Source organism: Streptomyces sp. NBC_01454, assembly GCF_036227565.1.
In the GTDB taxonomy this organism is placed as follows: Bacteria; Actinomycetota; Actinomycetes; order Streptomycetales; family Streptomycetaceae; genus Streptomyces.
On sequence record NZ_CP109460.1, the window covers coordinates 1,270,138 to 1,295,890 of the forward strand.

Sequence of the window (25,753 nt, forward strand, 5' to 3'; positions counted from 1 at the left end):
GGCTGTGTCCGACACCTGTCAACCTTTCAAGGAGCCATATTTTCCTTACCCGTTACCCCCTACCACACGGGGGCAGGCGTACAGGGGTGCCGCGGCCGTGACGTGAGAGGCGGCCCGTGCGTCCAGCAGCAGGGGGACGAGGGTGCGCAGCGACTGGCGCAGCGGGACGACCACGCCCTCGCGATCCCGCTTCCAGAGCACCCCGTGCCCCCTCAGCACGTCCTTGACCTGCGCGAACCGCTCCGCGTCCAGGCGGTAGGCGCAGGGCGGATCGGTCAGGGTCTGCTCGGCGGTGGCGGGTTCGTTGTCCGCGCCGCCGAGGTAGACCGGGCCACGGTCGGTGTCACCGGCGAGCCGGGCGGCGGTGGTGGCCGCTTCGATGCGCGGGCGGTGCCGGTCGAGGAAGGTGAACGCGCCCCTGAGCGCGGCGAGCTGGGAATCCACCCGGCGCCTGTTGTTGCGTGCGGGATCGGCCTTCTCGGCGTCGGTCAGCGCATCGACCCGGGTCTCGACCAGCATGCCGAGCGAGCCCTTGACCCCCGCGGTGTTGCGCAGAATCCGCTCCTGACCGTCGCCCGCGACCTGCTTGACGGGGTCGCCGGTCTCCGGGTCGGTCCAGATGCCGTAGACGCCGGCGGAGAAGCCGGCCCGGCGGACGGCGGGCGCCACGAAGTCCTGGGAGAGCGAGGCGGCTTCGCGGTGCACGGGATCCGCGGTGTTGAGGTTGCGCGGCCACAGCGACAGCACGTCCTTGCGGTAGTACGGGGCGGTGGGCCCGTACTCGTGCAGGTCGTAGACGGTGTCGGGGCGGTAGTCGCGCAGGACGGCGGCCATCGCACCGGCCTCGGCGGTCTTCAGGGCGAGGTGGTCGCGGTTGATGTCCACACCGTCGGAGTTGCCGCGGGTGTCGGCGGCCCGGCCGTCGGGGTTGGCGGTGGGGATGACCAGGACGCCGGTCCGCGCCAGGAAGCGCCGGGTCGCCGGGTCCCGGGCGTAGGCGAGAGCGCGCACGGTGGTCAGGCACGCCTCGCGCCCGGAGGGTTCGTCACCGTGCTGGGAGCAGGTCAGCAGGACGGAGTTGCCGCGCCGTACGTCCGCCGGCCGCGCGGGAGCCGGGGCCCCGATCCGTACGAGCCGTATCGGCCGGCCCTGCGCGGTGGTGCCGATCCGGTCGATGCGGACGCGCGCGGATCCGCGGTCGACGGCGGCGAGGAACTCCTGCTCCTCGGCCTCAGTGGTCCAGTGGGCACCGTGGCTGGACTCGAATCCCGTACGGGGCGTGGGGGTTCCGGTGGCGACGGCGGGAGGGGCCGGCAGGGTCGCGCCGAGGGTGGCCGTCAGTCCGATGGCCAGCATCCCTCGGGCGAGGCGGTGGGAGCGGGGTGTCACGAGGGGGTGCCTCCCTTGGGTGAGCGGTGGGGGTGGGGTGGGGCCGCCCGCGGTGGGCGGCCCCGACGGTCGTTCCGCGGCGGTACGGTGCCGGGCGGTCAGCCGCCGGCCGGCATCCGGCTCGGGGCGCGCGGCGGGGCCAGACCGTCCAGCGGGGTACCGCCCACCGGGGGCCGGGGCGCGCCCGCGGTGGCCCGTACGAAGGCGGGGGCGCCACCGGTCAGCGGGAGCGCGGCGGCAGTGCGGGACAGGTCGAGGGTGAGCGCCGGGCGGGAGGCGGGCGGGTCGATAAGTCCGGCGTCGGTGCCGCCCACCAGGAGCGCGAGCCGGTGTCCGGCGGGCACGACATGGTCGCTCGCGGCGAGGTGCAGGGTGATCGTGTACGGCTTTCCGGGGGTGAGCGGGCGGCCCTTGCGGGCGTCGGCGTAGGTGCCGAGGTCGGCCCAGCCGCGGCTGAAGACGGTGTATGCCACCTTCCGGGTGTCGGCGGCGGTCTCCTTGAAGCAGCCGGTGTCGGCCGGGGTGCCCGCGCCCCAGCAGGTGCTCTTGTCGAGCGTGGTGATGCCCTCGCCGTCGGCGGTGTAGTTGCGGATGGTGGCGGGGCCGAGGTCCACCAGGACGGCGGAGAGATGGGCGGTCGAGGTGCTCGGGGTGGCGGTCACCGTTACCGTTCCGGAGCCGGACAGCCGCAGCGGCGTGCGTAGCGCCCCGGTGCTGAACCCGGCCTTGTCCGGGGTCGGTTGACCGGCCCGGGCGGCCCAGTCGGCCTCGCCGTGCTCGGGGTCGTCGGTGAAGGTCTCGGTCGCGCCCCGCGGTGCCTTGGCGGTGCCCAGGACGCCGACGCCGGGCGCGCCGCCGCCGCGCGGCCGCAGGACGGTCGTCGCGGTGCCGGGTGCGGGCCATCGGGCGTCGGTGGACCAGTGGCCGGGCGCCCGCTCGACATCGGCCCCCGGAGCGCGCTCGATGCCGTTGTCGTAGCCCATCAGATAGTGGTCGAACCAGTGGTGCAGGGTCGTGACCCACTCGGCGCGACGGTAGTCGAAGGGGTCGACGTGCCCGGTCTGGGACAGCCAGATCTTGCGCTCCACGCCGTGCCGGGCGAGCGCGTCCCACCACTGTCCGGCGTGCCGGGTGCGGACGTTGAGGTCCTGCATGCCGTGGACCAGGAAGACGCTGGCCCGGACCTTGCCCGCGCTGCGGACGTAGTCGCGCGCGGTCCACAGCCGGGTCCAGTCGCCGCTGCGCGGGGCGCCGGCGGCGAGCTCGTGCTGCACCGCGGCGCAGTGCCGGCGGGCCTCGGGACTCTCGACCAGGTTGGCGAGGGAGTCGGGGCCGGAGTCGTAGAGCGGGGCGCCCTGGGAGAAGTAGTAGTCGTACCAGGAGGAGATTCCGGAGATCGGAACGATGGTTTTCAGCCCGCTGACCCCGGTGGCCGCCACTCCGTTGGCGATGGTGGCGTCCCAGCTCTTGCCGATCATGCCGGTGCGGCCGTTGGACCAGCCCGCCGTGACGGGTCTGCCGCCCGTCCGGGCCGTGTAGGCGCGGCCCCTGCCGCCGAGCCAGTCGACGACGGCCCTGGCCGACCGGATGTCGGAGCGGCCGCCGACATCCACGCAGCCGTCGGAGCGGTTGGTCCCCGCGAGGTCGACGAGGACCGTCGCATAGCCGCGCGGCACGAAGTAGTTGTCGTAGAAGAGCGGGAAGCCGGCCGGCCGGCCCCGGTCGTCATAGGTCTTCTTCTGGCTCTCGTTGCCGCGTCCGCAGCACGAGTAGTACGGGCTGGCATCCATGATCACGGGTATGCGGCGGCCCTGCCGGGCGGGTTCGGACGGCCGCACGATGTCGGCGGCGACCCGGTCGGTCCTCCCGTCCGCGTCGCCGTCGAGCCCCGTGTCCACCCAGACCGATTCGCGTATCGCGTGGTCGTAGGAGTAGACGGGTCTGCTCTCGCCGGGCGCCGCCTGCGCGGCGGCCGGCCCGAGCAGGGCGGACAGCAGGGCGGCGACGGCCGCCAGCACGAGCACTGTGAAGGAGATGCGGGGGATTCGCGCAGGACTGGTCACGAAGCGGACGGTAGCGCGGCTCAACTCCTGTGCGTAAGGGTGCGGGTGACGACGGATGTGCGGCCGGTGACGGAGCCAGGGCGGGCGGGACGGGGCAGACGTAGCCAGAGGTGGCCGGAAGTGGCCGGATGGCGTTCATGTCGGTCATGTGTCAGATGAGGCCATGTACATGACGCTGACCCGACGGAGTACATAAGGTCTGAACAGAGCCATCCCCCCTACGAGTTGGAGGACTCGTGCGTCACAGACTCCTCGTCCCGGGCGCGGCCGCACTCAGCCTGGTGCTGGCGGTCCCGGCCTCCGCGGCCGACTTCACCCCGGGCGCTCCGGGTGTGGGCGACACCTACTACCCCGAGAGCGGGAACGGCGGATACGACGTTTCCCACTACGATCTGCGGCTCAAGTACCAGCCGAAAACGGATCTGCTGGAGGGCACGGCGACGCTGCTCGCCACGACCACCCAGGACCTCTCCCGCTTCAACCTGGACTTCGCGCTGAAGGTCAGCGAAATCCGGGTCAACGGCACGAAGGCCCGCTTCGCCACCTCCGGCAAGCACGAGCTGGAGGTCACCCCGGCCACCCCGCTGGAGAAGGGCAAGCAGATCAGCGTCGTCGTGCGCTACGCGGGCAAGCCCTCCGAAGTGAAGATCGACAACTACAGCGGCTGGGCCCGTACGCCCGACGGCGGTGTGGTCGCACAGGAGCCGGACGCCGCCGTGTGGTGGTTCCCCAGCAACGACCACCCCACCGACAAGGCGACGTACGACGTCTCGGTGGCGGTCCCGGACGGCACCCAGGCGCTCAGCAACGGCGTACTGGCCTCGCAGTCCTCCAAGCTGGGCTGGACCCGCTACAACTGGCGCTCGGACAAGCCGCAGGCGACGTATCTGACGACGCTGGCCGTCGGCAAGTTCGACATCACCACCGACACCACCGCGAACGGCCTGCCGGTGATCAACGCGGTCAGCAAGGACCTCGGCGCGAACGAGGGATCGGCGAGGGCGAGCATCGCGCGCACCGCCGAGGCCACCGAGTGGCTGGGGAGCGTCTTCGGCCCCTACCCGTTCAACTCGGTGGGCGGCTATGTGCCGAATGTGCCGGCCCACTACGCGCTGGAGACCCAGACCCGCCCGTTCTACGGGAAGAAGGCCTTCGACAAGGGCACCAACGTGTCCGTCGTGGTGCATGAACTGGCGCACCAGTGGTACGGCGACAGCGTCTCGCTCAAGGACTGGAAGGACATCTGGATCAACGAGGGCTTCGCGGCCTACAGCCAGTGGCTCTGGTCGGAGAAGGAGGGCGACGGCACCGCTCAGCAGCTGGCGGACTACGTCTACGCCCAGCACCCGGCCGATGACCCGTTCTGGAAGGTCCGGCCGGGCAACCCGGGCGCGGAGAACCAGTTCGACGACGCGGTCTACGACCGTGGCGCGCTGGCCCTGCAGGCGCTCCGCAACAAGGTCGGCGACAAGGTCTTCTTCGGCATCCTCAAGTCCTGGCCGACGGAGCACCGGTACGGCAACGCCTCGGTGGCCGACTTCGTGAAGTTCGCCGGGAAGAAGTCCGGCAAGTCGCTGGACGGCTTCTTCGACACCTGGCTCTTCGAGCCGACCCGGCCCGCCGCGGGCGCGGGCCGGCAGGCGTTCGGCGCGCCGCACACGGCCGTCGCCGAGCCCAGGTCGTGGCGGCAGATCGCGGCGGCCACCCATGGCGTGCACGGAGTGCACGGGCACTGAGCCGGCCGTCACACGCCCCATCGCACGGAGCCGGGGACGCCCTCGGCTCCGTGCGCGTACCGCGGGCTCAGCCGCGCGCCGCCCGGCGGGCCCGGCGGGCGAGCGGCATGAAACGCAGCCGCTCCGGAAGGGCCGGCACCACGGCGCGCACCACCCGGCCGACGCGGCGCAGCCTGCGCTCCTGCGCGTCCGTCCACTCCAGGCCCAGGGCATCGCGGGCGTCCGGAGGCATCAGCCCGATCGTGAGGAAGCGCCGGACGCGGGTGAACCGCGGGCACAGCCACGGCCAGGCCAACCGGAGGAGCAGGCGCAGCCACCGGGGGCCGCGGTCGGGGGCGGGGACCGGCTGGTCCGGCGCGATCAACTCCCGTACCACGATGGTCGCTTCGAGCTCGTTCTCGAGGACCTTGCGGTAATACGGCCAGAACTCCTCGATGGTCTGCGGCATATCGCGGTCATGGATGCCCAGCACCCGGCCGACCTGCAGCCACTCCGCATACAGCTGCCGCTCCTGTGCCTCGGTGAAGGGGCGGCCCAGATACTGCTGGGCGTGGCGGAAGACGGGATAGCCGGTGGCGTGCACCCAGGCGTAGTAGGTGGGGGTGAGCGCGTGGTACCTGCGGCCGTGTGCGTCGGTCCCCTGAATGGTCTTGTGCAGCCGCCGCAGCCGGCGCCCCTCCGCGGCCGCGCCCTCACCGCCGTACACCCACAATTGCAGCGAGGTCAGCGACCGCTCGCCGCGTCCCCATGGATCCGTACGGAACACGGAGTGCTCGTCCACTCCGGCACCCACCGCCGGGTGGGCTACCTGCATGGTCAGCGCCGCCGGCAGGGTCAGCAGCATGCGGATGTCCCCGGCCAGCGACCAGAGCACACCTCCGACCGGCGGCGGTTTTGGATCGTTATCTACCGTGTTCATTGCACTACTAATCATACGGCGACACCCTGTGACCGGCGTGGGAGGGCACCGTGTCCGCGTCACCCGCTCGGGCCCTTTGCGCGGTCCGGGCATCCGGCGCGCCGACGGGTCACCGGCGGGAGGAACGGGCCTCGCGGCCACCCCGGCTCCCGCTCCCGCGGCCCCCGGCCCGGGGACCCCGAGCCCGCCGGGCCCCCGCCCCCCGCTACCGCTTCGCTCCGTACATCTCACACCCCCCGAGCGGCTACCTGAAAGTAACCCCAGCTGGTTGGATGAGCGTCGCCGATTCAAGTCCCCACCCCCACAGGGAGATTCAGTGTCGCACTCCTCGCTGCGCACGTCCCGGATCGCTGCCCTCGCCGCGGCCCTTGCCGCCGTCACCGTGGCCGCCGCCCCCTCCGCGTCGGCCGCCCCCGTCCCCCATCTGAAGGTGCTCAGTTACAACACCTTCCTGATGAGCAAGACGCTGTACCCCAACTGGGGCCAGGACCACCGCGCGCAGGCCATCGCGGACGCGGACTTCTTCCAGGGCAACGACGTCGTCGTGCTCCAGGAGGCGTTCGACAACTCCGCCTCCGATGCACTGAAGAGCCGGGCCGCGGCGCGGTACCCCTACCAGACACCGGTGGTGGGCCGGAGCCGCAGCGGCTGGGACGCCACGGGCGGTGCCTACTCGGCCGTCACCCCGGAGGACGGCGGGGTCACGCTGCTGAGCAAGTGGCCCGTCGTCCACAAGGAGCAGTACATCTACAAGGACGCCTGCGGGTCGGACTACTTCTCCAACAAGGGCTTCGTCTATGCGGTGTTGGACGTCAACGGCACCAGGGTGCACGTGGTCGGCACCCACGCACAGTCCACCGACTCGGGCTGCCGGGCGGGCGAGGCGGCCGCGGACCGCGCCAAGCAGCTCAAGGAGATGGACGCCTTCCTGGACGCCAAGAACATCCCGGCGGACGAAGAGGTGATGGTGGCCGGCGATCTGAACATCGACTCACACAGCGACGAGTACCACACACTGCTCACCAACGCCGATCTGGCACCCGCCGACAGCCGCACCGGACACCCCTACTCCTTCGACACCCAGGAAAACTCGATCGCGAAGTACCGCTACCCGAACGACCCCCGCGAGGACCTGGACTACGTCCTGCACCGCAACGGCCACGCCCGGCCCGCCGGATGGCAGAACACCGTGGTGAAGGAGGAGTCGGCACCCTGGACGGTATCCAGCTGGGGCAAGGACTACACCTACACCAACCTCTCCGACCACTATCCGCTCATCGGCGGCTGACAGCCTACGGCGGGCGGCAGGCGGCAGGCGGCAGGCGGCAGGCGGCAGGCGGAGTTCAGCGGTCGTAGACCGTCACCGGTATGCCGCACCGGGTCAGCCGGCCGGATATCAGCGGCTCCACCCTGGACCAGACGCCGCCCGCCAACCCGCACCCGATGCGTGGCATATGGACGGACGCCCCGAGCTGCCGGGCCCTGGCCGCAATCCGACCGAGCCCGACGTCGATCGCCTCGTCACGCACCGGGGCACCCTCGCTGCTGAAAGGGGCGCCCCTCTTCGCACTCCTCGAGCCGGGTCGAGAGCTTGAGGGAAGGATCCCCCGCTGCCCGACCACGTTGGCCACCCAGAGGTCGTCGCCCACCTGGACGAACTGCACCGCACCCAGCCCGAAGTCGTTGTGCGCACGCTCGCCCTTGCCCTCCGGCGCGGTGGCGTCCCCCCTGATGTACGTGATCCCCGTGTTCTCGGCCATGTCTTCACGGTAGGGCCAGGCACTGACAATCGGCCGGGACCGCACCGCCGGACGCGCCCGGCACCGTACCTGCGGGGCCTGCCACGCACGAGGGCGGTCGCGGACGCCTCTCGGCATCCGCGACCGCCCCAGGTTTCAGGCGCCCCGCTCCCGCGTGGCTACTGCGACAGTTCGCGTTCCTTGGCGAGCTGGCTCACCCGGCCGCGGACCGCGAACCAGCCGGCCACCAGGGCGGCGGCGAGCACCGGAATGATCATCACGGTCTGCCGGCCGACACCGTCGTCGAACCACATCAGCACGATGACGCCGAGCAGGAAGACGATGGTGGCGATGTCGGTGACCGGCGTGCCCGGCAGCCGGAAGCGCGGACGCTCGACCAGGCCCTCCTTCGACCTGCGGACGAACACCATGTGACAGACCATGATCGTGCACCAGGTGCTGATGATGCCCAGCGCCGCGATGTTCAGCACGATCTCGAACGCCTTACCCGGCACGACGTAGTTGAGCGCGACGCCCAGCACACAGACCGTGGAGGTGAGCATGATGCCGCCGTACGGCACCTGGTTGCGGTTCATCCGGCCGGCGAACTTGGGCGCGGACCCCGCCATCGACATGGAGCGCAGGATGCGGCCGGTGGAGTAGAGCCCGGAGTTCAGGCTGGACATCGCCGCGGTCAGCACGACGAGGTTCATCACATCGCCCGCCGCCGGCACACCCACGTTGGACAGCACGGTGACGAAGGGGCTCTCACTGCCGGTGTACTTGTTCCACGGCAGCAGCATGGCCAGCAGGATCACCGAACCGACGTAGAAGACGCCGACCCGCCACATGATGGAGTTGACGGCCTTGGGCACGACCTTCTCCGGCTCACCGGTCTCACCAGCGGTCACACCGACCAGCTCGACCGCGGAGTAGGCGAAGACCACACCCTGCAGGACGATCACGACGGGCAGCAGGCCGGTCGGGAAGATACCGCCGTGGTCGGTGATCAGGTTCAGACCCGGCGCATGACCGGCGACCGGGTGGTGGGTGGCCAGCAGGAAGATGCCGATGAACATGAAGGCGACCAGCGCGGCGACCTTGATGATCGCGAACCAGAACTCCAGCTCACCGAAGATCTTCACCGAGATGAGGTTCACCGTCAGCACGACCGCGAGCGCGATCAGCGCCATGACCCACTGGGGAACGCTGGTGAACATGCTCCAGTAGTGGGTGTAGAGCGCGATCGCGGTGATGTCGGCGATACCGGTCGTCGACCAGTTGACGACGTACATCCATCCGGCGACGTAGGCGCCCTTCTCCCCCAGGAACTCGCGGGCGTAGGAGACGAACGAGCCGGACGACGGGCGGTGCAGCACCAGCTCGCCCAGGGCACGTACAACGAAGAAGGCGAAGAGGCCACAGACCGCGTAGGCGATGGCCAGTGCGGGTCCGGCGGAGTGCAGCCGGCCTCCGGCGCCCAGGAACAACCCGGTGCCGATCGCTCCACCGATGGCGATCATGTTGATGTGCCGGCCCTTGAGGCCCTTGCTGTAGCCCGCGTCGCCCGCATCCTGCTGGGCGCCGCTCCCCCCGTCAGGTGACCTGTGGGCTGCGTCGATGACGGTTTCTGTGCTCACTGCTGGTGCATCTCGCTTTCGGGCAGGCTTGAGCGATGGCCGGATTTCGCGGATCGCACGTCCGGCCGACGGCACACCCTCCCTGAAGAGCGGCCCCCCGTCTGTGCGCAAGATCACATCGCGTACAGGCCATCTAAGATTTGTCCGTATTTCCAGCGATTTGCCCGGCCTATCTTTTTGAATGAGGGCCTCAGTTCGCCCGATTCCGGACCTCACTCCGCGCCCGGCACCGCAGATTTTTGAACCCGTTCGGCCCCGCTGCGGCGGATGTTGGCCAAAACGACAACTTGCTCGATCGCCGACCGCGCGAGGGGGAATGCCCGGCCGACGCCCGCAAACTCCCCTCGATAGCGCGCCGCGCCGCCCAGGCGGGTGCAGACCCGGCATTCAGGGCCCTCATCCGTCGCGAATCAGCCGTCGGCGAGGTGCATTCGTCCGGTGCGCCGGGCATGCGGAGGAGCGTGGTCACGGTGGCCTCCTGCGCACGTGCCGCGGAGCCGCGGACGCGCCCGGGCCCGCGGCGGTACCGCCCGGCGGAGAAGGCGCAGAGAGGTTTCACAAGAGTGGTGAGACAGCAATACTGTTGAACATGATGGAGCCCGCCACCGATCTGACCGTCGACGAGCTGGCCGCCCGCGCCGGCGTCACGGTCCGCACGATCCGCTTCTACAGCACCCGCGGTCTGCTGCCGCCGCCGGAGATCGGTCCGCGCCGGGTCGGCCGCTACGGGCCGGACCACCTCTCACGGCTCGCGCTCATCGAGGAGCTCCAGCACCAGGGGCTGACGCTGTCGGCGATCGAGCGCTACCTGGAGCAGCTGCCGCCCGATCTGAGCGCGCAGGACCTGGCCATCCACCGGGCGCTGGTGGCGAGCTGGATTCCGGACAAGGCGGAGGACGCGACCCGGGAGCAGCTGGAGCGACGGGTCGGCCGGGCACTGGCCGAGGAGGACGTGGACCGTCTGGCGGCGATGAGTGTGCTCGTACGGACCGATGACCCGCGGATCTTCCGGGTCGATCCGGGGCTGCTCCACCTGGGCACGCGTCTGCTGGACGTCCCGATCGCGCTGGAGACCATCCTCGCGGCGCGCAGCGTGGTCATCGAGCACACCCGTGCGGCGGCCCGGGAGCTCAGCCGGCTCTTCAAGGACGAGGTATGGGAGCCGAACCGGCACGGCGGGCCGGACGAGGAGGAGATGGCGCGGATGAAGTCGCTGTCGGCCCATATGCAGCCGATGGTGGTGCAGGCACTGGTCACCGCCTTCCAGCGGTCGATGAAGCAGGAGCTGCGGGAGTCGTTCGGCAAGGAAGGCGACCGGAGCCGGCGGGAGGGGCCCCAGGGGTGACGGGGGCGGGCCGCCGGGGCCCGCCCCCACCGTTCAGTCGCTGAACTTCTCGCCCTTGCCGGCCTTGTCGACCAGCAGCGGGGACGGCGCGAACCGGTCTCCGTAAGCAGCCTGCAGCTCACGGGCGCGGGCCACGAATCCGGGCAGACCGACGAGGTTCTCCCGCCCTGGCCCACCCTGGTAGCCGTTGATGTACTGGAGCACTCCGCCGGTCCAGCCCGGGAAGCCGATGCCGAGGATGGAGCCGATGTTCGCGTCGGCGACGGAGGTGAGCACGCCCTCCTCCAGGCAGCGGACGGTGTCCAGCGCCTCGGCGAACAGCATCCGCTCCTGCATGTCGGCGAACGGGATGGCGGCGCCCTCCTGGACGAAGTGCTCCCGCAGCCCCGGCCACAGACCGGCGCGCTTGCCGTCGTCGCCGTACTCGTAGAAGCCGGCGCCGCCGCTGCGCCCGGGGCGGCCGAACTCGTCGACCATCCGGTCGATGACCGCGTCGGCAGGGTGCGGCTGCCAGGTGCCACCGGACTCCTCGACCGCCCGCTTGCTCTCCTCGCGGATCTTGCGCGGCAGGGTCAGGGTCAGCTCGTCCATCAGCGACAACACCTTGGCCGGGTAGCCGGCCTGGGCGGCGGCCTGCTCGACGGAGACCGGGTCGAGGCCCTCGCCGATCATCGCCACGCCCTCGTTGATGAAGTGGCCGATGACGCGGGAGGTGAAGAAGCCCCGCGAGTCATTGACGACGATCGGCGTCTTGCGGATCTGCCGGACCAGGTCGAAGGCGCGGGCCAGCGCCTCGTCACCGGTCCGCTCGCCCTTGATGATCTCCACCAGCGGCATCTTGTCGACCGGCGAGAAGAAGTGCAGCCCGATGAAGTCCTGCTCGCGCTCCACACCCTCGGACAGCAGCGTGATGGGCAGGGTGGAGGTGTTGGAGCACAGCAGCGCGTCGGGGGCGACGATGTGCTGGATCTCCTTGAACACCTTGTGCTTGAGGCCCACGTCCTCGAAGACCGCCTCGATGACGGCGTCACAGCCCGCGAGGTCGGTGGGCTCCGCGGTGGGCGTGATGCGCGCCAGCAGCTCATCGCGCTGCTGCTCGGTCGTCCGGCCCCGGGCGACCGCCTTGGCGAGCAGCCCCTCCGAATAGGCCTTGCCCTTCTGGGCCGCTTCCGGGGAGATGTCCTTGAGGACGACCTGCATCCCGGCCCGGGCGCAGGAGTAGGCGATGCCCGCGCCCATCATGCCGGCGCCGAGGACCGCGACCTTCTCGACCTTGCGGGGCTCGATGCCCTGGGGCCGGTTGGCCCCGGAGTTGACGGCCTGGAGATCGAAGAAGAAGGCCTGGATCATGTTCTTGGAGATCTGGCCGGTGACCAGCTCGACGAAGTAGCGCGCCTCGATGGTCTGCGCCGTGTCGAAGTCGACCTGAGAGCCCTCGACCGCCGCGGCCAGGATGTTGCGCGGGGCCGGGTACGGCGCGCCGTTCAGCTGCTTCTTGAGGTTGGCGGGGAACGCCGGGAGGTTGGCCGCGAACTTCGGCTGGGCGGGAGTGCCGCCGGGGATGCGGTAACCCTTGACGTCCCAGGGCTGCTGGGACTCGGGGTGCTCGTCGACGAAGGCGCGGGCCTTGGCGAGCAGTTCCTCGGGGGTGGCGGCGACCTCGTGGATCAGCCCGGCGTCCTGGGCGCGGGTGGCGTTGTACTGGGTGCCCTGGAGCAGCACCTTCAGCAGTGCGTCGGCGATCCCGAGCAGCCGGACGGTGCGGGTGACACCGCCGGCGGCGGGCAGCAGGCCGAGGGTGACCTCGGGCAGGCCGATCTTGGTGCCGGGGGTGTCGAGGGCGACGCGGTGGTGGCAGGCCAGCGCGATCTCGTAACCGCCGCCCAGCGCGGCGCCGTTGATCGCGGCGACGACGGGCTTGCCGAGGGTTTCGATACGGCGCAGGTCCCGCTTGATGCCGTTGCCCGCGGCGAAGGCCTGCTCAGCCTGTGCGGGGGTGATGGCGATCAGGTCGTGCAGGTCGCCGCCGGCGAAGAAGGTCTTCTTGGCGGAGGTGAAGATGATGCCGCGGATGCTGTCCTTCTCGGCCTCCAGGCGGTCGGCGACCGCGGTCAGGGAGGCCTTGAAGGCGTTGTTCATGGTGTTGGCGGACTGGGCGGGGTCGTCCAGGACCAGGGTGACGATGCCGGTCTCGTCCTGTTCCCAGCGGATGGTCGACGACGCAGGGGACTCGCTCACTGTGGCTTCTCCGTAAGGGGTGGGGACGGGCGGTCAGAGGCGCTCGATGACGGTGGCGATGCCCATGCCGCCGCCGACGCAGAGGGTGGCCAGGCCGTAGCGCTTGTCCTGCCGCTCCAGCTCGTCGATCAGGGTGCCGAGGATCATTGCGCCGGTGGCGCCGAGGGGGTGGCCCAGGGCGATGGCACCACCGTTGACGTTGACCTTGTCCAGGCTCAGGCCCATGTCCTTGACGAAGCGCAGCACCACCGCGGCGAAGGCCTCGTTGATCTCGACGAGGTCGATGTCGTCGATGGTCAGCCCGGCCTTGGCCAGGGCCTTGCGGCTCGCGGGCGCGGGGCCGGTGAGCATGATCGTCGGCTCGGAGCCGGAGACCGCGGCGGACAGGATGCGGGCCCGCGGGGTCAGGCCGTAGCGGTCGCCGACCTCCTTGGAGCCGATGGCGACGAGCGCCGCGCCGTCCACGATGCCGGAGGAGTTGCCGGCGTGGTGGACGTGGTCGATCTTCTCGACCCAGTGGTACTTCTGGAGGGCGACCGCGTCGAAGCCGCCGGCGTCACCGATGGTGGCGAAGGACGGCTTGAGGCCGGCCAGGGAGTCGGCGGTGGTGCCGGGCCGCATGTACTCGTCGCGGTCGAGGACGACCAGGCCGTTGCGGTCGCGCACCGGGACGACGGAGCGGTCGAAGCGGCCGTCCTTCCATGCCTCGGCGGCGCGCTCCTGGGAGAGCTCGGCGAATTCGTCGACATCGCGCCGGGTGTAGCCCTCGATGGTGGCGATGAGGTCGGCGCCGATGCCCTGCGGGACGAAGCCGGTGTCGAAGTTGGTCATCGGGTCGGCGAACCAGGCGCCGCCGTCCGAGGCCATCGGGACCCGTGACATGGATTCGACACCGCCGGCCAGGACCAGGTCCTCCCAGCCCGAACGCACCTTGGCCGCGGCCATGTTGACGGCTTCGAGACCCGAGGCACAGAAGCGGTTCTCCTGTACGCCGGCGACGGTGTCGGGCAGCCCGGCGGCGATCGCCGCGATCCGGGCGATGTCGGATCCCTGGTCGCCGACCGGGCCGACCACGCCGAGCACGATGTCGTCGACGGCGGCCGGGTCGAGCCCGGGGAAGCGCCGGCGCACTTCGTGGATCAGTCCGACGACCAGGTCGATCGGCTTGGTGCCGTGCAGCGCGCCATTGGCCTTGCCGCGGCCGCGCGGGGTGCGGATCGCGTCGTATACGTACGCTTCGGTACTCAAGTCAACAAGCCTTTCGCATGAGGGTGGGGCAGGGGCGGCGGGTGGTCCGGGGCCGTCCGGGTCAATCGAGCAGGGAGCGTCCGATGATCTCCTTCATGATCTCGGTGGTCCCTCCGTAGATCGTCTGGATACGGCCGTCGGTGAAGGCCTTGGCCACGCGATATTCGGCCATATAGCCGTAACCGCCATGGAGTTGCAGACAGCGGTCGGCGACGCGTTTTTGCAGCTCGGTGGCCCACCACTTGGCCATCGAGGCATGCGTCGCGTCCAGCTCACCGGCGGCGTGATCGGAGATACAGCGGTCGAGGAAGGCGCGGGTGACGGCGCACTCGGTGGCCATCTCGGCTATCTCGAAGCGGATGTGCTGGAGCTTGGCCAGGGGGCGTCCGAAGGCCTCGCGCTCCTTGACGTACCGGCTGGTGATCTCCAGCAGATGCTCGGCGGCGGCGATCCCGGAGACGGCGATGTTCATCCGTTCCTGGGCAAGATGGGTCATCAGATGGATGAAGGCGCCGTTCCGCTCGCCGAGCAGGTTCTCCTTGGGGACGCGCACGTCGTGGAAGAACAGTTCGGCGGTGTCCTGGGCCTTCTGGCCGATCTTGTCGAGGTTGCGGCCGCGCTCGAAACCCGCCATGCCCCGCTCGACGACCAGCAGGCTCAGGCCGCGCGCCCCGCCCTCGGGTGTCGTCCTGGCCACGACGATGACCAGGTCGGCGAGGATCCCGTTGGAGATGAAGGTCTTGGAACCGTTGAGGATCCAGTGGTCCCCGGCGTCCTCGGCGTGGGTGCGGATGCCCTGCAGGTCGGAGCCGGCTCCGGGTTCGGTCATCGCGATGGCGCTGATGATCTCGCCGCTGCAGAAACCGGGCAGCCAGCGGCGCTTTTGCTCCTCGGTGGCGAGGGACGTCAGATAGGGGCCGATGATGTCGTTGTGCAGGCCCACGGCGAGCCCGGCGGCGCCGGCCCGGGTGAATTCCTCGGCGAGCACCACGCTGTAGCGGAAGTCGGACTGTCCGCCCCCGCCGTACTCCTCGGGCACCGCGAGGCCCAGCAGCCCCTGGGTACCGGCCGCCCGCCAGGCGTCGCGGCTGACGATGCCGTCCTTCTCCCACTGCTCGTAGTGGGGTGTCACTTCCCTGGCGAGGAAGGTGCGTACGGTCTCGCGGAATGCGTCGTGGTCCGCGGTGAAGATCTGGCGCTTCATCTGTCCGGGCCCTCCTCAGAGCCAGTGCTGGACGGTCTCGGTCAAGGTGGCGGCCTCCGGCCCCTGGGGGCAGACGACGGGAGACGTCACGCCCGCCTCCCGCCATGCCGTGCTCCGGTCGACGGCTCCCCTCCCGGGCGCGCGGGGCGGCAGCGGTGGGCGGCATGCGTCCGGGGCAGCGGCGGCCACCTGTGTGTGCCCGGCGGGGCGGGGCGCGCGGAGTGCGGTGGCGCGTGCCATCAGCCGGCCGCGTCCTTCTCCTCGGTCCGTCCCACGCCCCGGCCGGCGGGCGCGGCTTCGGACGGATCGGCCGGCGACGGAGCGAGGAGGCCGGGGACCTGCCAGTCGCGCGCGATCTCTGCGGTGTCGGCACCGGGCCGTGCGGGGGGTCTGCGGACCGTTCCCGGCGTGCGGGAGAACCGCGGCGCGGGCGCGGGCTGGGTGATCCCGGAGTGCTCGACGAACGTGCCACGGGCGGCGAGATGCGGATGCTGCGGCGCCTCGCGGAGGGAGAGTACGGGCGCCACACAGGCGTCGGACTCCTGGAAGACCGCCGTCCATTCCTCCCGGGTCCGGGTCTTGAAGCGGTCGGCGATGGCCGTGCGCAGCTCTCCCCATGCGGCGAGGTCGTCGCGGTCGGGGACCTCCTGTGCGAGGCCCAGCAGCCGGATGAACTCGGCGTAGAAGCGCTTCTCCAGCGCGCCGACCGCCATATGGCCGCCGTCCGCGGTCTCGTAGGCACCGTAGAAGGGTGCGCCGCCGTCGAGCAGATTGCTGCCGCGCCGGTCCTGCCAGCCGCCGGCCGCCAGCATGCCGTGGATCATCGCCGTCAGATGGGCCGTGCCGTCGACGATGGCGGCATCCACGACCTGGCCCCTGCCGTCTTCGGTACGGGCGTGCTGGAGGGCGGCGAGGACGCCGATGACGAGGTAGAGGGAGCCGCCGGCGTAGTCACCGACGAGGTTGGCGGGAATGGCGGGCGGGCCGTCGGGCGGGCCGATCATGCCTAGGGCACCCGTGATGGCGATATAGCCGATGTCGTGTCCGGCGGTGTCGGCGAGCGGGCCCTGCTGCCCCCAGCCCGTCATCCGGCCGTAGACCAGCCGGGGGTTGCGCGCCAGGCACTCCTCGGGGCCCACTCCCAGCCGCTCGGCCACCCCGGGACGGTAGCCCTCCACCAGCACATCGGCGCGTTCGACCAGGTCCAGTACCTGCGCCACCCCATCGGGGCTCTTCAGGTCCACCAGGACGGAGCGTTTGTTGCGGTTGGTGATGTCGTAGGCGGGGTCGATGCCCAGCCCGGCGCCTCCGGGGCGGTCGACGCGGACGACATCGGCGCCCAGGTCGGCCAGCAGCATGGCCGCGAAGGGGCCGGGGCCGATGCCTGCGAGTTCGACGACCCGCACCCCGCTCAGCGGGCCGTTCCCTGACTCTGCCATCGCGCCCCATGCCTTTCCGCACTGTGACACTTCTGATGTAACACTCGTGATGTTAAGAACGTGTTCCACTTTCCACAAGCCCCTCATGCCAAGTGGCGACCGCGGAAAAGGCCCGTGCCGGCGAGGCTCAACTGCCATCGCCGTCACGGGCCTTCGCGCGTCCGCTGCCGCTGCGCCGCTATCCCCCGTCGAGCTCGGCGATGAGCTTCTTGGGGGCTATGACGCGATATGACTCCTCCGCCCAGTCGCAGAGCAGGTCGGCCGGCGGAGCGCCCTTCCCCTCCAGGGGGACCTGCACCCACCCGGACGCGCCCAGGCCGTAACCGGCGGGCTTGGCACCGGGCGAGGTCAGTGCGTGGGCATGCGCCTCCGGGTCCTTGAGCTTCAGCGTGACCCCGAGCGGATGGCTGCCGTCCCCGACACCGAGGAAGACGAAGACCTTCTTGTTGACCTTGATGACGCTCTCGCCCCAGGGAAACTCCTCCACGGTCCCGGGAAGGCCCAGCGCGAACGCCCGCACCCGCTCCCGCACCGCCGCCGGATCCGACGCCTTCGCCATGGCTTCCTCCACGTCCGTCCCCCGTACGGCACCCGCGGTGCCGCCCGGCGCCACGCGCACACCGCGCGGGCCGGCCCAACGCATTCCACGCTAACGGCGACCACTGACAACGGCTTCGCGGAGCGCCGGACGCCCTGCCGGCCGAGGGACACCTGCCGCCATGCCTGCCCGGCCCGGCAGGGCGCCACGCTCGCCGGCGGCCGCGGCGCGCGGCGTGAGCTGCTGCGCACGGCGCCCGCGTGGTGCGGCCGGCAGTGGCCCCGAGGCGCCGGGCACCGCTACGGCACGTCAGGCGCCGCTCCCGAGGGCCGGCCTCCCACTCCCCCGGTCTCCGGTACGAGCTGGTCGTCGGGCGCCTGACGGTCCGCAAGGCGCCCCAGCCGCCGGGGGACGTTGCCGCCCACCAGGAGAATGACGACGAGCGTCAGCCCGAAGGTGAGCACGGCGAGTGCCCTCCCCAGGGGCATGCCTTCGGCCAGACGGGCCCCGAGGACGGGTGCCACCGCGCCGCCCAGGGCGCCGACGTTGTAGACGAAGCCCAGGGAGGCGGCGCGGGTCGCGGTGGGGAAGTGTCCGGCGAGGTACTTCGGCAGGATTCCGGAGATGCCCTGGCCGAGCGCGAGCAGCCCGAAGAGGAGCACACCCAGCACCGGGAGGCTGTCCCGTACCGCGAAGACCGGGAAGACGAAGGCCAGTGAGGCCAGCAGGGTGTACGCGTAGGCGCGGCGGGTGCCGAGCAGGTCGCCGGCGAAGCCCGCCAGCCAGCAGCCCGCCATGGTGCCGAAGCCCGCGTAGAACATCACGTCGGTGACCTGCGCGGGGGCATATCCGAGGTCGGTCTTGAGGTAGGTGGGCAGCAGGGCCTGGATCGGCCAGCTGTAGAGGAAGGCGCAGAACACCGTCGCCATGAGGGAGACGTACAGCAGCCCACCCCGGCGGCCGCCCAGCTGCACCGCGAACGCGATCAGGCACAGCGCGGCGACGCCCGACAGCCAGGGCACGCCGCCGGCGCCGACCGGCGTGAAGACGCAGAACAGCGCGACCGAGGCGACCGCCGCCAGGGCCGCGTTGCCCCAGCCGCGGAGACGGCCGGTGAACAACGGCCGCAAGGCGTCAGGGCGTTCCCCGTCCGCACGGGCGGCGATCTGCCGCTGCCAGTCCCCGGCCTCCGGCAGCGATCTGCGCACCCAGAGGGCGACCAGGACGGGCAGTACGCCGATCCAGAACATCCAGCGCCAGCCGCCGTGAGGGACCACCCACTTGTAGAGCTCGGCCGCGAGGACGGTGCCGCCCGCATAGCCGGAGATCAGGAATCCGGAGGCGCGGTTACGCCATCGGGTGGGCCAGCTCTCCAGCACATACGTAGCACTGGCGCTGTACTCCCCCGCCATCCCCAGACCGATGACCAGCCGGGCGACGAACAAACTGGTGTAGTCCCAGGCGAACCCGCAGGCGAAGGTGCCGAGCGAGTAGAGCAGAATGCTGGCGATCATGGCGGCCCTGCGGCCGTAGCGGTCACCCATCGCGCCCAGTGCGGCACCGCCCAGCCACCGGGTGATGAAGGCACCGGAGATCAGCGACGCCGCGGTGGCGGTGCGCAGATGGAAGTCATCGGCGATGTCGGTCAGCACCAGCGTGATCAGGACGAAGTCGAAGCCGTCCAGGAGATAGCCGATCCAGGCGGCGAACATCGCCTTCCACTGGGGCGGGGTGACCTCCCGCCACCCGCTCCGTATCCGGCCGGGCATGTCCCTGGGGCGCATCGTCACAGCGATCCGGCCTCCTCCGGCAGTCGGCGGACGGTTCGGTGCGCGGCATCGTCGGCGCGGTGACCGCGATGCCACCGGCACCCGTCCGGCGCGGCGACCGCACACCGGCACACCGGCCCGGCAGCGGTCGGAGGAGGAGGGCGGAGGGGCGGGAGCAGCGACCGGCAGACCGGACATCGGACGTCCTATGTCAGGGTGCTCTCCGTGAATCTGGCCCCGTACCGACGCACTGTCAAGACTGCGCGCCGCACCGCGCCCGCCCCCGAACCCCCCAAGGCAGCTGCCGTCGAAGGACGTTGACGGGGCGACGGTGACTGCCTAGGGTCCGGACTCCAGGTCGAGCGGGTGCTGGAGAGGACGCGGGATGCGACGGCAGGACACCACCGGACGGGCCCATGACCTCGTCCTCTACGGCGCGACAGGTTTCACCGGCGCACTCACTGCCGAATATCTGGCGGCCCACGCCCCCAGGGACTGCCGCTGGGCCCTGGCCGGGCGCAACACCGCCAAACTGGAGCAGCTGCGCGACCGGCTGGTGAAGATCGACCCCGCCTGTGCCGAGCTGCCGCTGCTGCGGGCCGACAGCGGCGACCCCGGCTCGCTCCGCGCACTCGCCACCGGCACCCGGGTACTGGTGTCGACGGTCGGCCCCTATGTGCGGCACGGTGAGCCGCTGGTGGCCGCGTGCGCCGCAGCCGGCACCGACTATGTCGATCTGTCCGGGGAGTCGGAGTTCATCGACCGGATGTACGTCCGGCACGACGCCACCGCCCGCGCCACGGGTGCCCGCCTCGTCCACGCCTGCGGCTTCGACTCCGTCCCGCACGACCTGGGGGTGCTCTTCACGGTGGGGCTCCTCCCCGAAGGCGCCCCCGTACGCATCGACGGTTTCGTACGGACCAACGCCACGTTCTCCGGCGGCACGCTGGCCTCCGTACTGACCGCCGCCTCGCGTCCGGTCGCCATGGCGCGGGCCGCCCGCGCACGGCAGCGGACCACACCCCGACCGGCCGGCCGTACGGTGCGCGCGCCTCTCGGCACGCCCCTCAGGAGCCGCGAAACAGGCACCTGGGGTGTGCCGTTGCCGACCGTCGATGCGCAGGTCATCGCCCGCTCGGCCGCCGCGCTGGAGCGCTACGGACCCGATTTCCGCTATCGCCATTACGCCGGCGTCCAACGACTGCCGATCGCGGTCGGCGGGACGCTGGGAGCGGGGGCGCTGGTCGCACTCGCCCAGGTGCCGCCCGCACGACGCTGGCTGTCGGGGCGGCTGGAGCCGGGTGACGGGCCGGACCCCGAGCGCCGTGCACGCAGCTGGTTCAAGGTGCGTTTCGTCGCCTCCGCCGGCGGAAAACGCCTGATCACCGAAGTCGCGGGCGGGGACCCCGGCTATGACGAGACGGCGAAGATGCTCGCCGAGTCGGCGCTCAGCCTGGCCTTCGACGACCTGCCGGAAACCGCGGGCCAGGTGACGACCGCGGTCGCCATGGGGGACGCGCTGACCGCTCGCCTCCAGGAGGCCGGCATCACCTTCCGCGTCGTCCAGGAGTAGTCCGGATCCCTCGCCCCCGTCTCAGGCGTTCGCGAGTGCCTTCCGGCACAGCGAGTCGGCGGCCCGCGTCGTCTCCGGAAGGCGGTAGTGGGCTGCCAGGCGGAGCGTATGCGCACACGCCCGGTCGAGGCCGACCCGGTGCCCCACGGAGACGAAGACCGGCTTGACGCCCTTTTGGGTACGCAGCGCACGTCCCACCTCCTCGGCACCGTCCAGCAGCGGGGAGGTGGCGCCGCGGTCCGGTCCGGGAGGTGCGTAGCGGAAGGTGAAGGGGTTCTTGGCCACCCCGATGGTGGGCAGCCCCGTCAACACCCCCAGGTGACTGGCCAGTCCGAAGCGCCTCGGGTGCGCCAGCCCGTACCCGTCACAGACCACGAGGCCGGGCACGCGGGCGAGGCGGGCGAGCGCGTCGAGCACGGTGGGGATCTCACGGAAGGCGAGCAGCCCGGGGACGTACGGAAAGGAGATCCGGCCGACGGCGGTGGCTTCGTCGACGACGGCGAGCGTACGGGCGTCCAGCGCGACGGCGGCCGCGGCGACGACATCCCGGGCGTCGTCGTAGGCCACATCCACACCCACCACGGTGCCGTCGAACCCCGGTTCCGGACCGGGTTCATCGAGCCGTACACGGGGCCGCAGTCGGTCCTGCACCGCGCGCGCCTGGGATTCGTCGGTGGGCCAGTGCCGCAGTTCGTCGTCGCTGGGGAGCATTCCGGGAGTGTCCATGATGATCGCCACGCTACCGACCACTGCGCGAGTCCGGTGCGGGCGTATCGGCCGGCCCCGCCCGGTTCTCCTCTATATTGCCGCCATGTTCGTATTGGAGTTGACCTATACCGCACCTCTCGCACGCGTCGACGAGGTCCTTCCCGACCACGTGGAGTGGCTGAAGAAGGAATACGCCGCGGGGCATTTCATCGCGGCCGGCCGCAAGGTTCCGCGCGAGGGCGGCGTGATTCTCGCCGCCGGGACGGACCGTGCGACCGTGGAGAGGATCGTGGCCGAGGACCCCTTCGTCCTCGCCGGCGTGTGCGAGTACCGCGTCACCGAGTTCGTGGCGACGACGACCGCGCCCGCGCTGGAGCAGTACCGGGAGCAACTGCCGTCCTGAGACGGCAGCCCGCGCAGCCCGCGGTGTGCAGGCGGCGCACCCACCGGGACTCGTGGGGCGCCGCCGGCTCGCCTCTACGTCGTCGTGGTGGGAGGTACCACTGCCTCACCATCCGAGGCGGACGCGGACGCCGCTGCGAGCGGCGCGGGCCAGCGTCCCCCGTTGCGCCAGAAGTCCTGGATCTCCTCCAGCTGGCGCCCCTTGGTCTCGGGCGCGGTGGCAAAGGCGAAGACCAGGGCGGCGAGCGCGAGGACGCCGAGTCCCGCGAACGTCCGGGCGGCGCCCGCCCATGCCATCAGCGAGGGGAAGAACTGGGCGATCAGGAGGTTGGCGACCAGGTCGGCGGTGAGCATCACCGACGCCCCGGTCGAGCGCAGCTGGGCGGGGAACGACTCGCTCGCATAGACCCAGATCAGTGAGCCGAAGCCGAAGTTGAAGGCCGCGGTGAACAACAGGATGGCGGCGAAACCCACCCAGGTCATGGTGCCGTGCAGCTCACCCGTGCCGAAGACCGCGGTCAGCACGGCGAGCATCACGGCCATCGTGCCGATGCCGCTGAGCAGCACCACCCGGCGGCCGAGCCGGTCGATGATGAGGATGGCGAGCACCGTCGCGGCGAGCGAGGCGAGCTGGACGAACGACGGCAGCAGGAAGTTCTGGCCGTTGCCGGTGAAGCCCATCTCCTCGAAGATCTGCGGGCTGTAGTACGTCACCGCGTTGATGCCGGTGATCTGGCAGAAGAACCCGAGGCCGACGACGAAGAGCGCGGCACGGGCGTACGGCTTGCGCAGCAAGGACCTCACCGCGCCGCCGCTCTCCTCCGCGAGCGCCGCCTCCACAGCGGCGACCTCGGTACGCGGATCGACCTCCGGGTCGGTCATGGCCATGACCTCGACGGCTCGTTCCGTACGCCCCTTGAGGACGTACCAGCGCGGCGTGTCCGGCAGCCGGAGCAGCGGGATCAGGACCAGTGCGGCGGGGATCGCGGAGAGGCCGAGCATCCAGCGCCAGTGACCGCCGCCGGACAGGCCCCAGTTGACGAAGTACGTGAGGACGATGCCCGCGACCGTGGCGACTTGATAGGCGGCGACGGAGGCTCCGCGGATGCGTGCCGGTGTTGATTCGGCGACATAGAGCGGGGCGGCGACGATCGAGATACCGATGGCGATGCCCAGCAGGAAGCGGACGATGTCGAGCACGATGACGTCGGGTGCGAGGGCGGACAGCGCGACGAACACCGCGTAGGAAGCGGCGACGATCAGCATCGCGGCCTTGCGGCCCAGGGCATCCGCGAGCCTGCCGCCGATCAGTGCGCCCACGATGGAGCCTCCCACCAAGATGCTGTTGACCAGGCCTTTTTCGACCTCGGTGAGATGGAAATCCCTGCTCAGGAACACCAGGGCACCGGAGATGCTGCCGGTGTCATAGCCATAGATGACGCCGACGACGGCGCCGGTGAGCGCGAACATCCTGCCGGTGCGGCGTGCGGTCTCGGGTGAGGGCGGCGGGGGCTTCGCGGAGAGCGTGGCAGTGGACACGGGAAGTCCTTTGTGCGGCGGGGCGGGCCTTGCTGCATGACGGAACGTGTGTGACTGATCTTGCGAGTATTCGGCTCCTTTCGCGCAGCTGTCAACACCCATCTCTCACCTCCTCACCGCCCTTTCCGCCCCCCGCCCACCCGGGCCGGGCACTCCGATCAGGCTCAGCTGCGGTCCATGCGCGCCGGGAAGGCCGGAGCTATGCGAAGTTTCCGCGCCCGCGCCCCCTCCGATGCGTCCACTCGTTCGAGGGATGGAACGCTGCGCGATTTCTGCGTACAGTCGATTGCAACGAAGCAAAAGATTGCAGCTTTGCGCAGACACGTCGTCCAGCACGGCACGGTGAAGATCACGGGAGGGTGGCCATGAACGAGATCTCGTACATGGAGCAGGAACTGCACAGTCAGCCGGAGACCTGGCGGGAGGCCGCGCGGCTCGGTATGGCGGCCGGCCCGCTGCCCGAGGCCGGACAGCGGGTGGCAGTCATCGGCTGCGGCACGTCGTGGTTCATGGCGCAGTCGTATGCGGCGCTGCGGGAGGCGGCCGGGCAGGGGGTGACGGATCCGTTCGCCGCCTCGGAGGCCTTCCTCGGCAGCGACCGCGGCTATGACGTGGTCGTGGCCATCACACGGTCCGGGACCACGACCGAGGTACTGCGCGTGCTCGACGCCGTCAAGGGCCGTATCCCGACGGTGACGATCATCGGCGATCCCGGGACACCCGCGGTGGCTCTCTCCGAGAGGACGTTCGCGCTGCCCTTCGCCGACGAGAAGTCGGTGGTGCAGACCCGCTTCGCCACGACGGCGCTGACACTGCTGCGTGCGCATCTGGGCGAGGACGTCTCCCGGGCGGTGGCCGACGCGGAAGAGGCACTGGCCGCACCGGTGGAGAAGGAATGGGTGGAAGCCGAGCAGTTCTCCTTCCTCGGCACGGGCTGGACCTTCGGTCTGGCCAATGAGGCGGCGCTCAAGATGCGGGAGGCGTCGCAGAGTTGGACGGAGTCCTACCCCGCGATGGAGTACCGCCACGGTCCGATCGCGATAGCCGCACCGGGCCGGGTGACCTGGCTGTTCGGCCAGGCACCGGACGGGCTGGAGGCCGATGTGGTGCGGACCGGTGCCCGCTTCGTGCGCCATGACCGCGATCCGCTGGCGGATCTGGTGCTGGTCCAGCGGGTGGCGCTGGAGCGGGCCCGTGCCCGCGGCCTGGATCCGGACAACCCGCGCAGTCTGACCCGCTCGGTGATGCTCGAGGCGCCGGCCGTCTCCTAGCCCGCCGCCCGCCTCCACCGCGCACCGCAGCCGCCTTCCTCACGTCAACCAGCCCCACCCGCAAGGGAGTCAGCGTCCCATGCCCCTCGTTCCGACCTCATCGATCGTCGCTGCCGCGTCTGCGGCGCGGGTCGGTGCCGCAGCTTTCAACGTCATCCATCTGGAGACCGCCGAGGCACTCGTCACCGCCGCCGAGCGCACCGGCATCCCCTTGATCCTGCAGATCAGCGAGAACTGCATCCGCTATCACGGCAGCCTGCTGCCCCTCACGCGTGCCACCCTCGCCCTCGCCGAGGAGTCCACCGCCCGGATCGCGGTACACCTCGACCACATCACCGACAGGGAGCTGGTTCATCAGGGCATCAGGGCCGGGGTGGGCTCCGTCATGGTGGATGCCTCGGCCCTTCCGTACGAGGAGAACGTCGCCACCACCGCAGAAGTCACCGCCTGGTGTCACGAGCGCGGCGCCTACGTCGAGGCCGAACTCGGCGAGATCGGCGGCAAGGACGGGGTCCATGCACCAGGGGTGCGTACCGACCCGGACGACGCCTTGGCCTTCGTCCGCGCAACGGGCGTCGATGCCCTCGCCGTGGCCGTCGGCTCCTCCCATGCGATGCAGGAACGCACGGCCGTTCTCGACAAGGAACTCATCGCGGCGCTGCATTCCACCCTGCCGGTGCCGTTGGTACTGCACGGCTCCTCCGGAGTGCCGGACGACGAGCTGCGCCACGCCATCGCCGCCGGAATGACCAAGATCAATATCTCCACTCATCTGGTGTCCGTCTTCACCCAGTCGATACGGCAGACTCTGGATGCCGACCCGGCGCTCGTCGACTCCCGGAAGTACGTCAAGCCGGCTCGGGCGGCAGTGGCCGAGGAGGCGGCACGCCTGTTGGACGTCCTGGGCACACCGGCGACGGTCCCGGGCCAGTACGCCACCCAGGCCCCGGCCCCGGGATGACCCGGTGGAGGAGGTGGAGGCGGCACTGGCTT

At 70.6% G+C, this 25,753-nt stretch carries 20 protein-coding genes; 7 read left to right on the forward strand and 13 right to left on the reverse strand.

All coding sequences use genetic code 11. From position 1 onward, the window contains the following. Positions 1 to 45: 45 nt before the first annotated feature. Positions 46 to 1,389, reverse strand: coding sequence for a M14 family metallopeptidase (locus OIU81_RS05440; RefSeq protein ID WP_329144384.1), 1,344 nt, complete (start codon positions 1,387 to 1,389; stop codon positions 46 to 48). A gap of 98 nt (positions 1,390 to 1,487) precedes the next feature. Next, the gene (locus tag OIU81_RS05445) at positions 1,488 to 3,452 is read right to left on the reverse strand and encodes a Xaa-Pro dipeptidyl-peptidase (RefSeq protein WP_329144386.1); all 1,965 of its coding nucleotides are present in this window, start codon (positions 3,450 to 3,452) and stop codon (positions 1,488 to 1,490) included. Positions 3,453 to 3,688: 236 nt separating this feature from the next. On the opposite strand from OIU81_RS05445, the gene OIU81_RS05450 reads away from it, so the two are divergent. Continuing rightward, on the forward strand, positions 3,689 to 5,188 hold the full coding sequence (locus OIU81_RS05450) for a M1 family metallopeptidase (RefSeq protein ID WP_329144388.1): 1,500 nt from the start codon (positions 3,689 to 3,691) through the stop codon (positions 5,186 to 5,188). A gap of 67 nt (positions 5,189 to 5,255) precedes the next feature. Here the strand turns inward: OIU81_RS05450 and OIU81_RS05455 are convergent, their stop codons facing one another. After that, positions 5,256 to 6,107, reverse strand: coding sequence for an oxygenase MpaB family protein (locus tag OIU81_RS05455; protein WP_329144390.1), 852 nt, complete (start codon positions 6,105 to 6,107; stop codon positions 5,256 to 5,258). A gap of 316 nt (positions 6,108 to 6,423) precedes the next feature. On the opposite strand from OIU81_RS05455, the gene sph reads away from it, so the two are divergent. Further along, complete coding sequence (gene sph, locus OIU81_RS05460) at positions 6,424 to 7,395, forward strand: sphingomyelin phosphodiesterase (protein WP_329144392.1); 972 nt, start codon at positions 6,424 to 6,426, stop codon at positions 7,393 to 7,395. Positions 7,396 to 7,450: 55 nt separating this feature from the next. Here the strand turns inward: sph and OIU81_RS05465 are convergent, their stop codons facing one another. Together OIU81_RS05465 and OIU81_RS05470 are read right to left on the reverse strand one after the other, a co-directional pair. Further along, on the reverse strand, positions 7,451 to 7,867 hold the full coding sequence (locus OIU81_RS05465; RefSeq protein ID WP_329144394.1) for an Appr-1-p processing protein: 417 nt from the start codon (positions 7,865 to 7,867) through the stop codon (positions 7,451 to 7,453). 158 nt (positions 7,868 to 8,025) lie between these two features. Beyond that, on the reverse strand, positions 8,026 to 9,486 hold the full coding sequence (locus tag OIU81_RS05470; protein WP_443073931.1) for an amino acid permease: 1,461 nt from the start codon (positions 9,484 to 9,486) through the stop codon (positions 8,026 to 8,028). A 589-nt stretch (positions 9,487 to 10,075) separates the two neighbouring features. On the opposite strand from OIU81_RS05470, the gene OIU81_RS05475 reads away from it, so the two are divergent. Next, entirely contained in the window at positions 10,076 to 10,831 is a 756-nt protein-coding gene (locus OIU81_RS05475; RefSeq protein ID WP_329144396.1) for a MerR family transcriptional regulator, read from the forward strand. 33 nt (positions 10,832 to 10,864) lie between these two features. On the opposite strand, the gene OIU81_RS05480 is transcribed toward OIU81_RS05475, so the two are convergent. From OIU81_RS05480 to OIU81_RS05505, 6 genes are all read right to left on the reverse strand, one after another. Continuing rightward, the gene (locus OIU81_RS05480; protein ID WP_329144398.1) at positions 10,865 to 13,069 is read right to left on the reverse strand and encodes a 3-hydroxyacyl-CoA dehydrogenase NAD-binding domain-containing protein; all 2,205 of its coding nucleotides are present in this window, start codon (positions 13,067 to 13,069) and stop codon (positions 10,865 to 10,867) included. Between the two features lie 33 nt (positions 13,070 to 13,102). Beyond that, on the reverse strand, positions 13,103 to 14,317 hold the full coding sequence (locus OIU81_RS05485; protein WP_329144400.1) for an acetyl-CoA C-acetyltransferase: 1,215 nt from the start codon (positions 14,315 to 14,317) through the stop codon (positions 13,103 to 13,105). Between the two features lie 61 nt (positions 14,318 to 14,378). Beyond that, positions 14,379 to 15,521, reverse strand: coding sequence for an acyl-CoA dehydrogenase family protein (locus OIU81_RS05490; RefSeq protein ID WP_329144402.1), 1,143 nt, complete (start codon positions 15,519 to 15,521; stop codon positions 14,379 to 14,381). A 239-nt stretch (positions 15,522 to 15,760) separates the two neighbouring features. Further along, positions 15,761 to 16,960 carry a CaiB/BaiF CoA transferase family protein gene (locus OIU81_RS05495; RefSeq protein ID WP_329144404.1) on the reverse strand — a complete coding sequence of 400 codons (1,200 nt, stop codon included), beginning with the start codon at positions 16,958 to 16,960 and terminating at the stop codon, positions 15,761 to 15,763. Positions 16,961 to 17,138: 178 nt separating this feature from the next. Then, positions 17,139 to 17,519 (reverse strand): MmcQ/YjbR family DNA-binding protein, encoded by a 381-nt coding sequence (locus tag OIU81_RS05500; RefSeq protein ID WP_329144406.1) that lies wholly within the window; start codon positions 17,517 to 17,519, stop codon positions 17,139 to 17,141. Between the two features lie 278 nt (positions 17,520 to 17,797). Then, positions 17,798 to 19,282 (reverse strand): sialate:H+ symport family MFS transporter, encoded by a 1,485-nt coding sequence (locus tag OIU81_RS05505; RefSeq protein WP_329154906.1) that lies wholly within the window; start codon positions 19,280 to 19,282, stop codon positions 17,798 to 17,800. Between the two features lie 370 nt (positions 19,283 to 19,652). On the opposite strand from OIU81_RS05505, the gene OIU81_RS05510 reads away from it, so the two are divergent. Beyond that, on the forward strand, positions 19,653 to 20,840 hold the full coding sequence (locus OIU81_RS05510) for a saccharopine dehydrogenase family protein (protein ID WP_329144408.1): 1,188 nt from the start codon (positions 19,653 to 19,655) through the stop codon (positions 20,838 to 20,840). A 21-nt stretch (positions 20,841 to 20,861) separates the two neighbouring features. Here the strand turns inward: OIU81_RS05510 and OIU81_RS05515 are convergent, their stop codons facing one another. After that, complete coding sequence (locus OIU81_RS05515; RefSeq protein ID WP_329144410.1) at positions 20,862 to 21,566, reverse strand: endonuclease V; 705 nt, start codon at positions 21,564 to 21,566, stop codon at positions 20,862 to 20,864. A gap of 85 nt (positions 21,567 to 21,651) precedes the next feature. Between OIU81_RS05515 and OIU81_RS05520 the strand changes: the two genes are divergently transcribed. After that, positions 21,652 to 21,951, forward strand: coding sequence for a YciI family protein (locus tag OIU81_RS05520; protein ID WP_329144412.1), 300 nt, complete (start codon positions 21,652 to 21,654; stop codon positions 21,949 to 21,951). 74 nt (positions 21,952 to 22,025) lie between these two features. Here the strand turns inward: OIU81_RS05520 and OIU81_RS05525 are convergent, their stop codons facing one another. Then, positions 22,026 to 23,489: a sugar porter family MFS transporter gene (locus OIU81_RS05525; RefSeq protein WP_329144413.1), complete on the reverse strand. Its 1,464-nt coding sequence runs from the start codon at positions 23,487 to 23,489 to the stop codon at positions 22,026 to 22,028. 365 nt (positions 23,490 to 23,854) lie between these two features. On the opposite strand from OIU81_RS05525, the gene OIU81_RS05530 reads away from it, so the two are divergent. Together OIU81_RS05530 and OIU81_RS05535 are read left to right on the forward strand one after the other, a co-directional pair. Then, positions 23,855 to 24,760, forward strand: a complete 906-nt coding sequence (locus tag OIU81_RS05530) for an SIS domain-containing protein (RefSeq protein ID WP_329144415.1) — start codon at positions 23,855 to 23,857, stop codon at positions 24,758 to 24,760. Positions 24,761 to 24,839: 79 nt separating this feature from the next. Continuing rightward, entirely contained in the window at positions 24,840 to 25,721 is an 882-nt protein-coding gene (locus OIU81_RS05535; RefSeq protein ID WP_329144417.1) for a class II fructose-bisphosphate aldolase, read from the forward strand. The last annotated feature ends 32 nt before the right edge of the window (positions 25,722 to 25,753 follow it).

What these genes read in the sequence shown, in the direction of transcription:
- OIU81_RS05520 (WP_329144412.1), top strand. Translation starts at nt 21,652, where the DNA reads ATGTTCGTATTGGAGTTGACCTATACCGCACCTCTCGCACGCGTCGAC.
- OIU81_RS05515 (WP_329144410.1), bottom strand. Translation starts at nt 21,566, where the DNA reads ATGGACACTCCCGGAATGCTCCCCAGCGACGACGAACTGCGGCACTGG.
- OIU81_RS05455 (WP_329144390.1), bottom strand. Translation starts at nt 6,107, where the DNA reads ATGAACACGGTAGATAACGATCCAAAACCGCCGCCGGTCGGAGGTGTG.
- OIU81_RS05530 (WP_329144415.1), top strand. Translation starts at nt 23,855, where the DNA reads ATGAACGAGATCTCGTACATGGAGCAGGAACTGCACAGTCAGCCGGAG.
- OIU81_RS05510 (WP_329144408.1), top strand. Translation starts at nt 19,653, where the DNA reads ATGCGACGGCAGGACACCACCGGACGGGCCCATGACCTCGTCCTCTAC.
- OIU81_RS05495 (WP_329144404.1), bottom strand. Translation starts at nt 16,960, where the DNA reads ATGGCAGAGTCAGGGAACGGCCCGCTGAGCGGGGTGCGGGTCGTCGAA.
- OIU81_RS05490 (WP_329144402.1), bottom strand. Translation starts at nt 15,521, where the DNA reads ATGAAGCGCCAGATCTTCACCGCGGACCACGACGCATTCCGCGAGACC.
- OIU81_RS05505 (WP_329154906.1), bottom strand. Translation starts at nt 19,282, where the DNA reads ATGCGCCCCAGGGACATGCCCGGCCGGATACGGAGCGGGTGGCGGGAG.
- OIU81_RS05465 (WP_329144394.1), bottom strand. Translation starts at nt 7,867, where the DNA reads ATGGCCGAGAACACGGGGATCACGTACATCAGGGGGGACGCCACCGCG.
- OIU81_RS05535 (WP_329144417.1), top strand. Translation starts at nt 24,840, where the DNA reads ATGCCCCTCGTTCCGACCTCATCGATCGTCGCTGCCGCGTCTGCGGCG.
- OIU81_RS05500 (WP_329144406.1), bottom strand. Translation starts at nt 17,519, where the DNA reads ATGGCGAAGGCGTCGGATCCGGCGGCGGTGCGGGAGCGGGTGCGGGCG.
- OIU81_RS05475 (WP_329144396.1), top strand. Translation starts at nt 10,076, where the DNA reads ATGATGGAGCCCGCCACCGATCTGACCGTCGACGAGCTGGCCGCCCGC.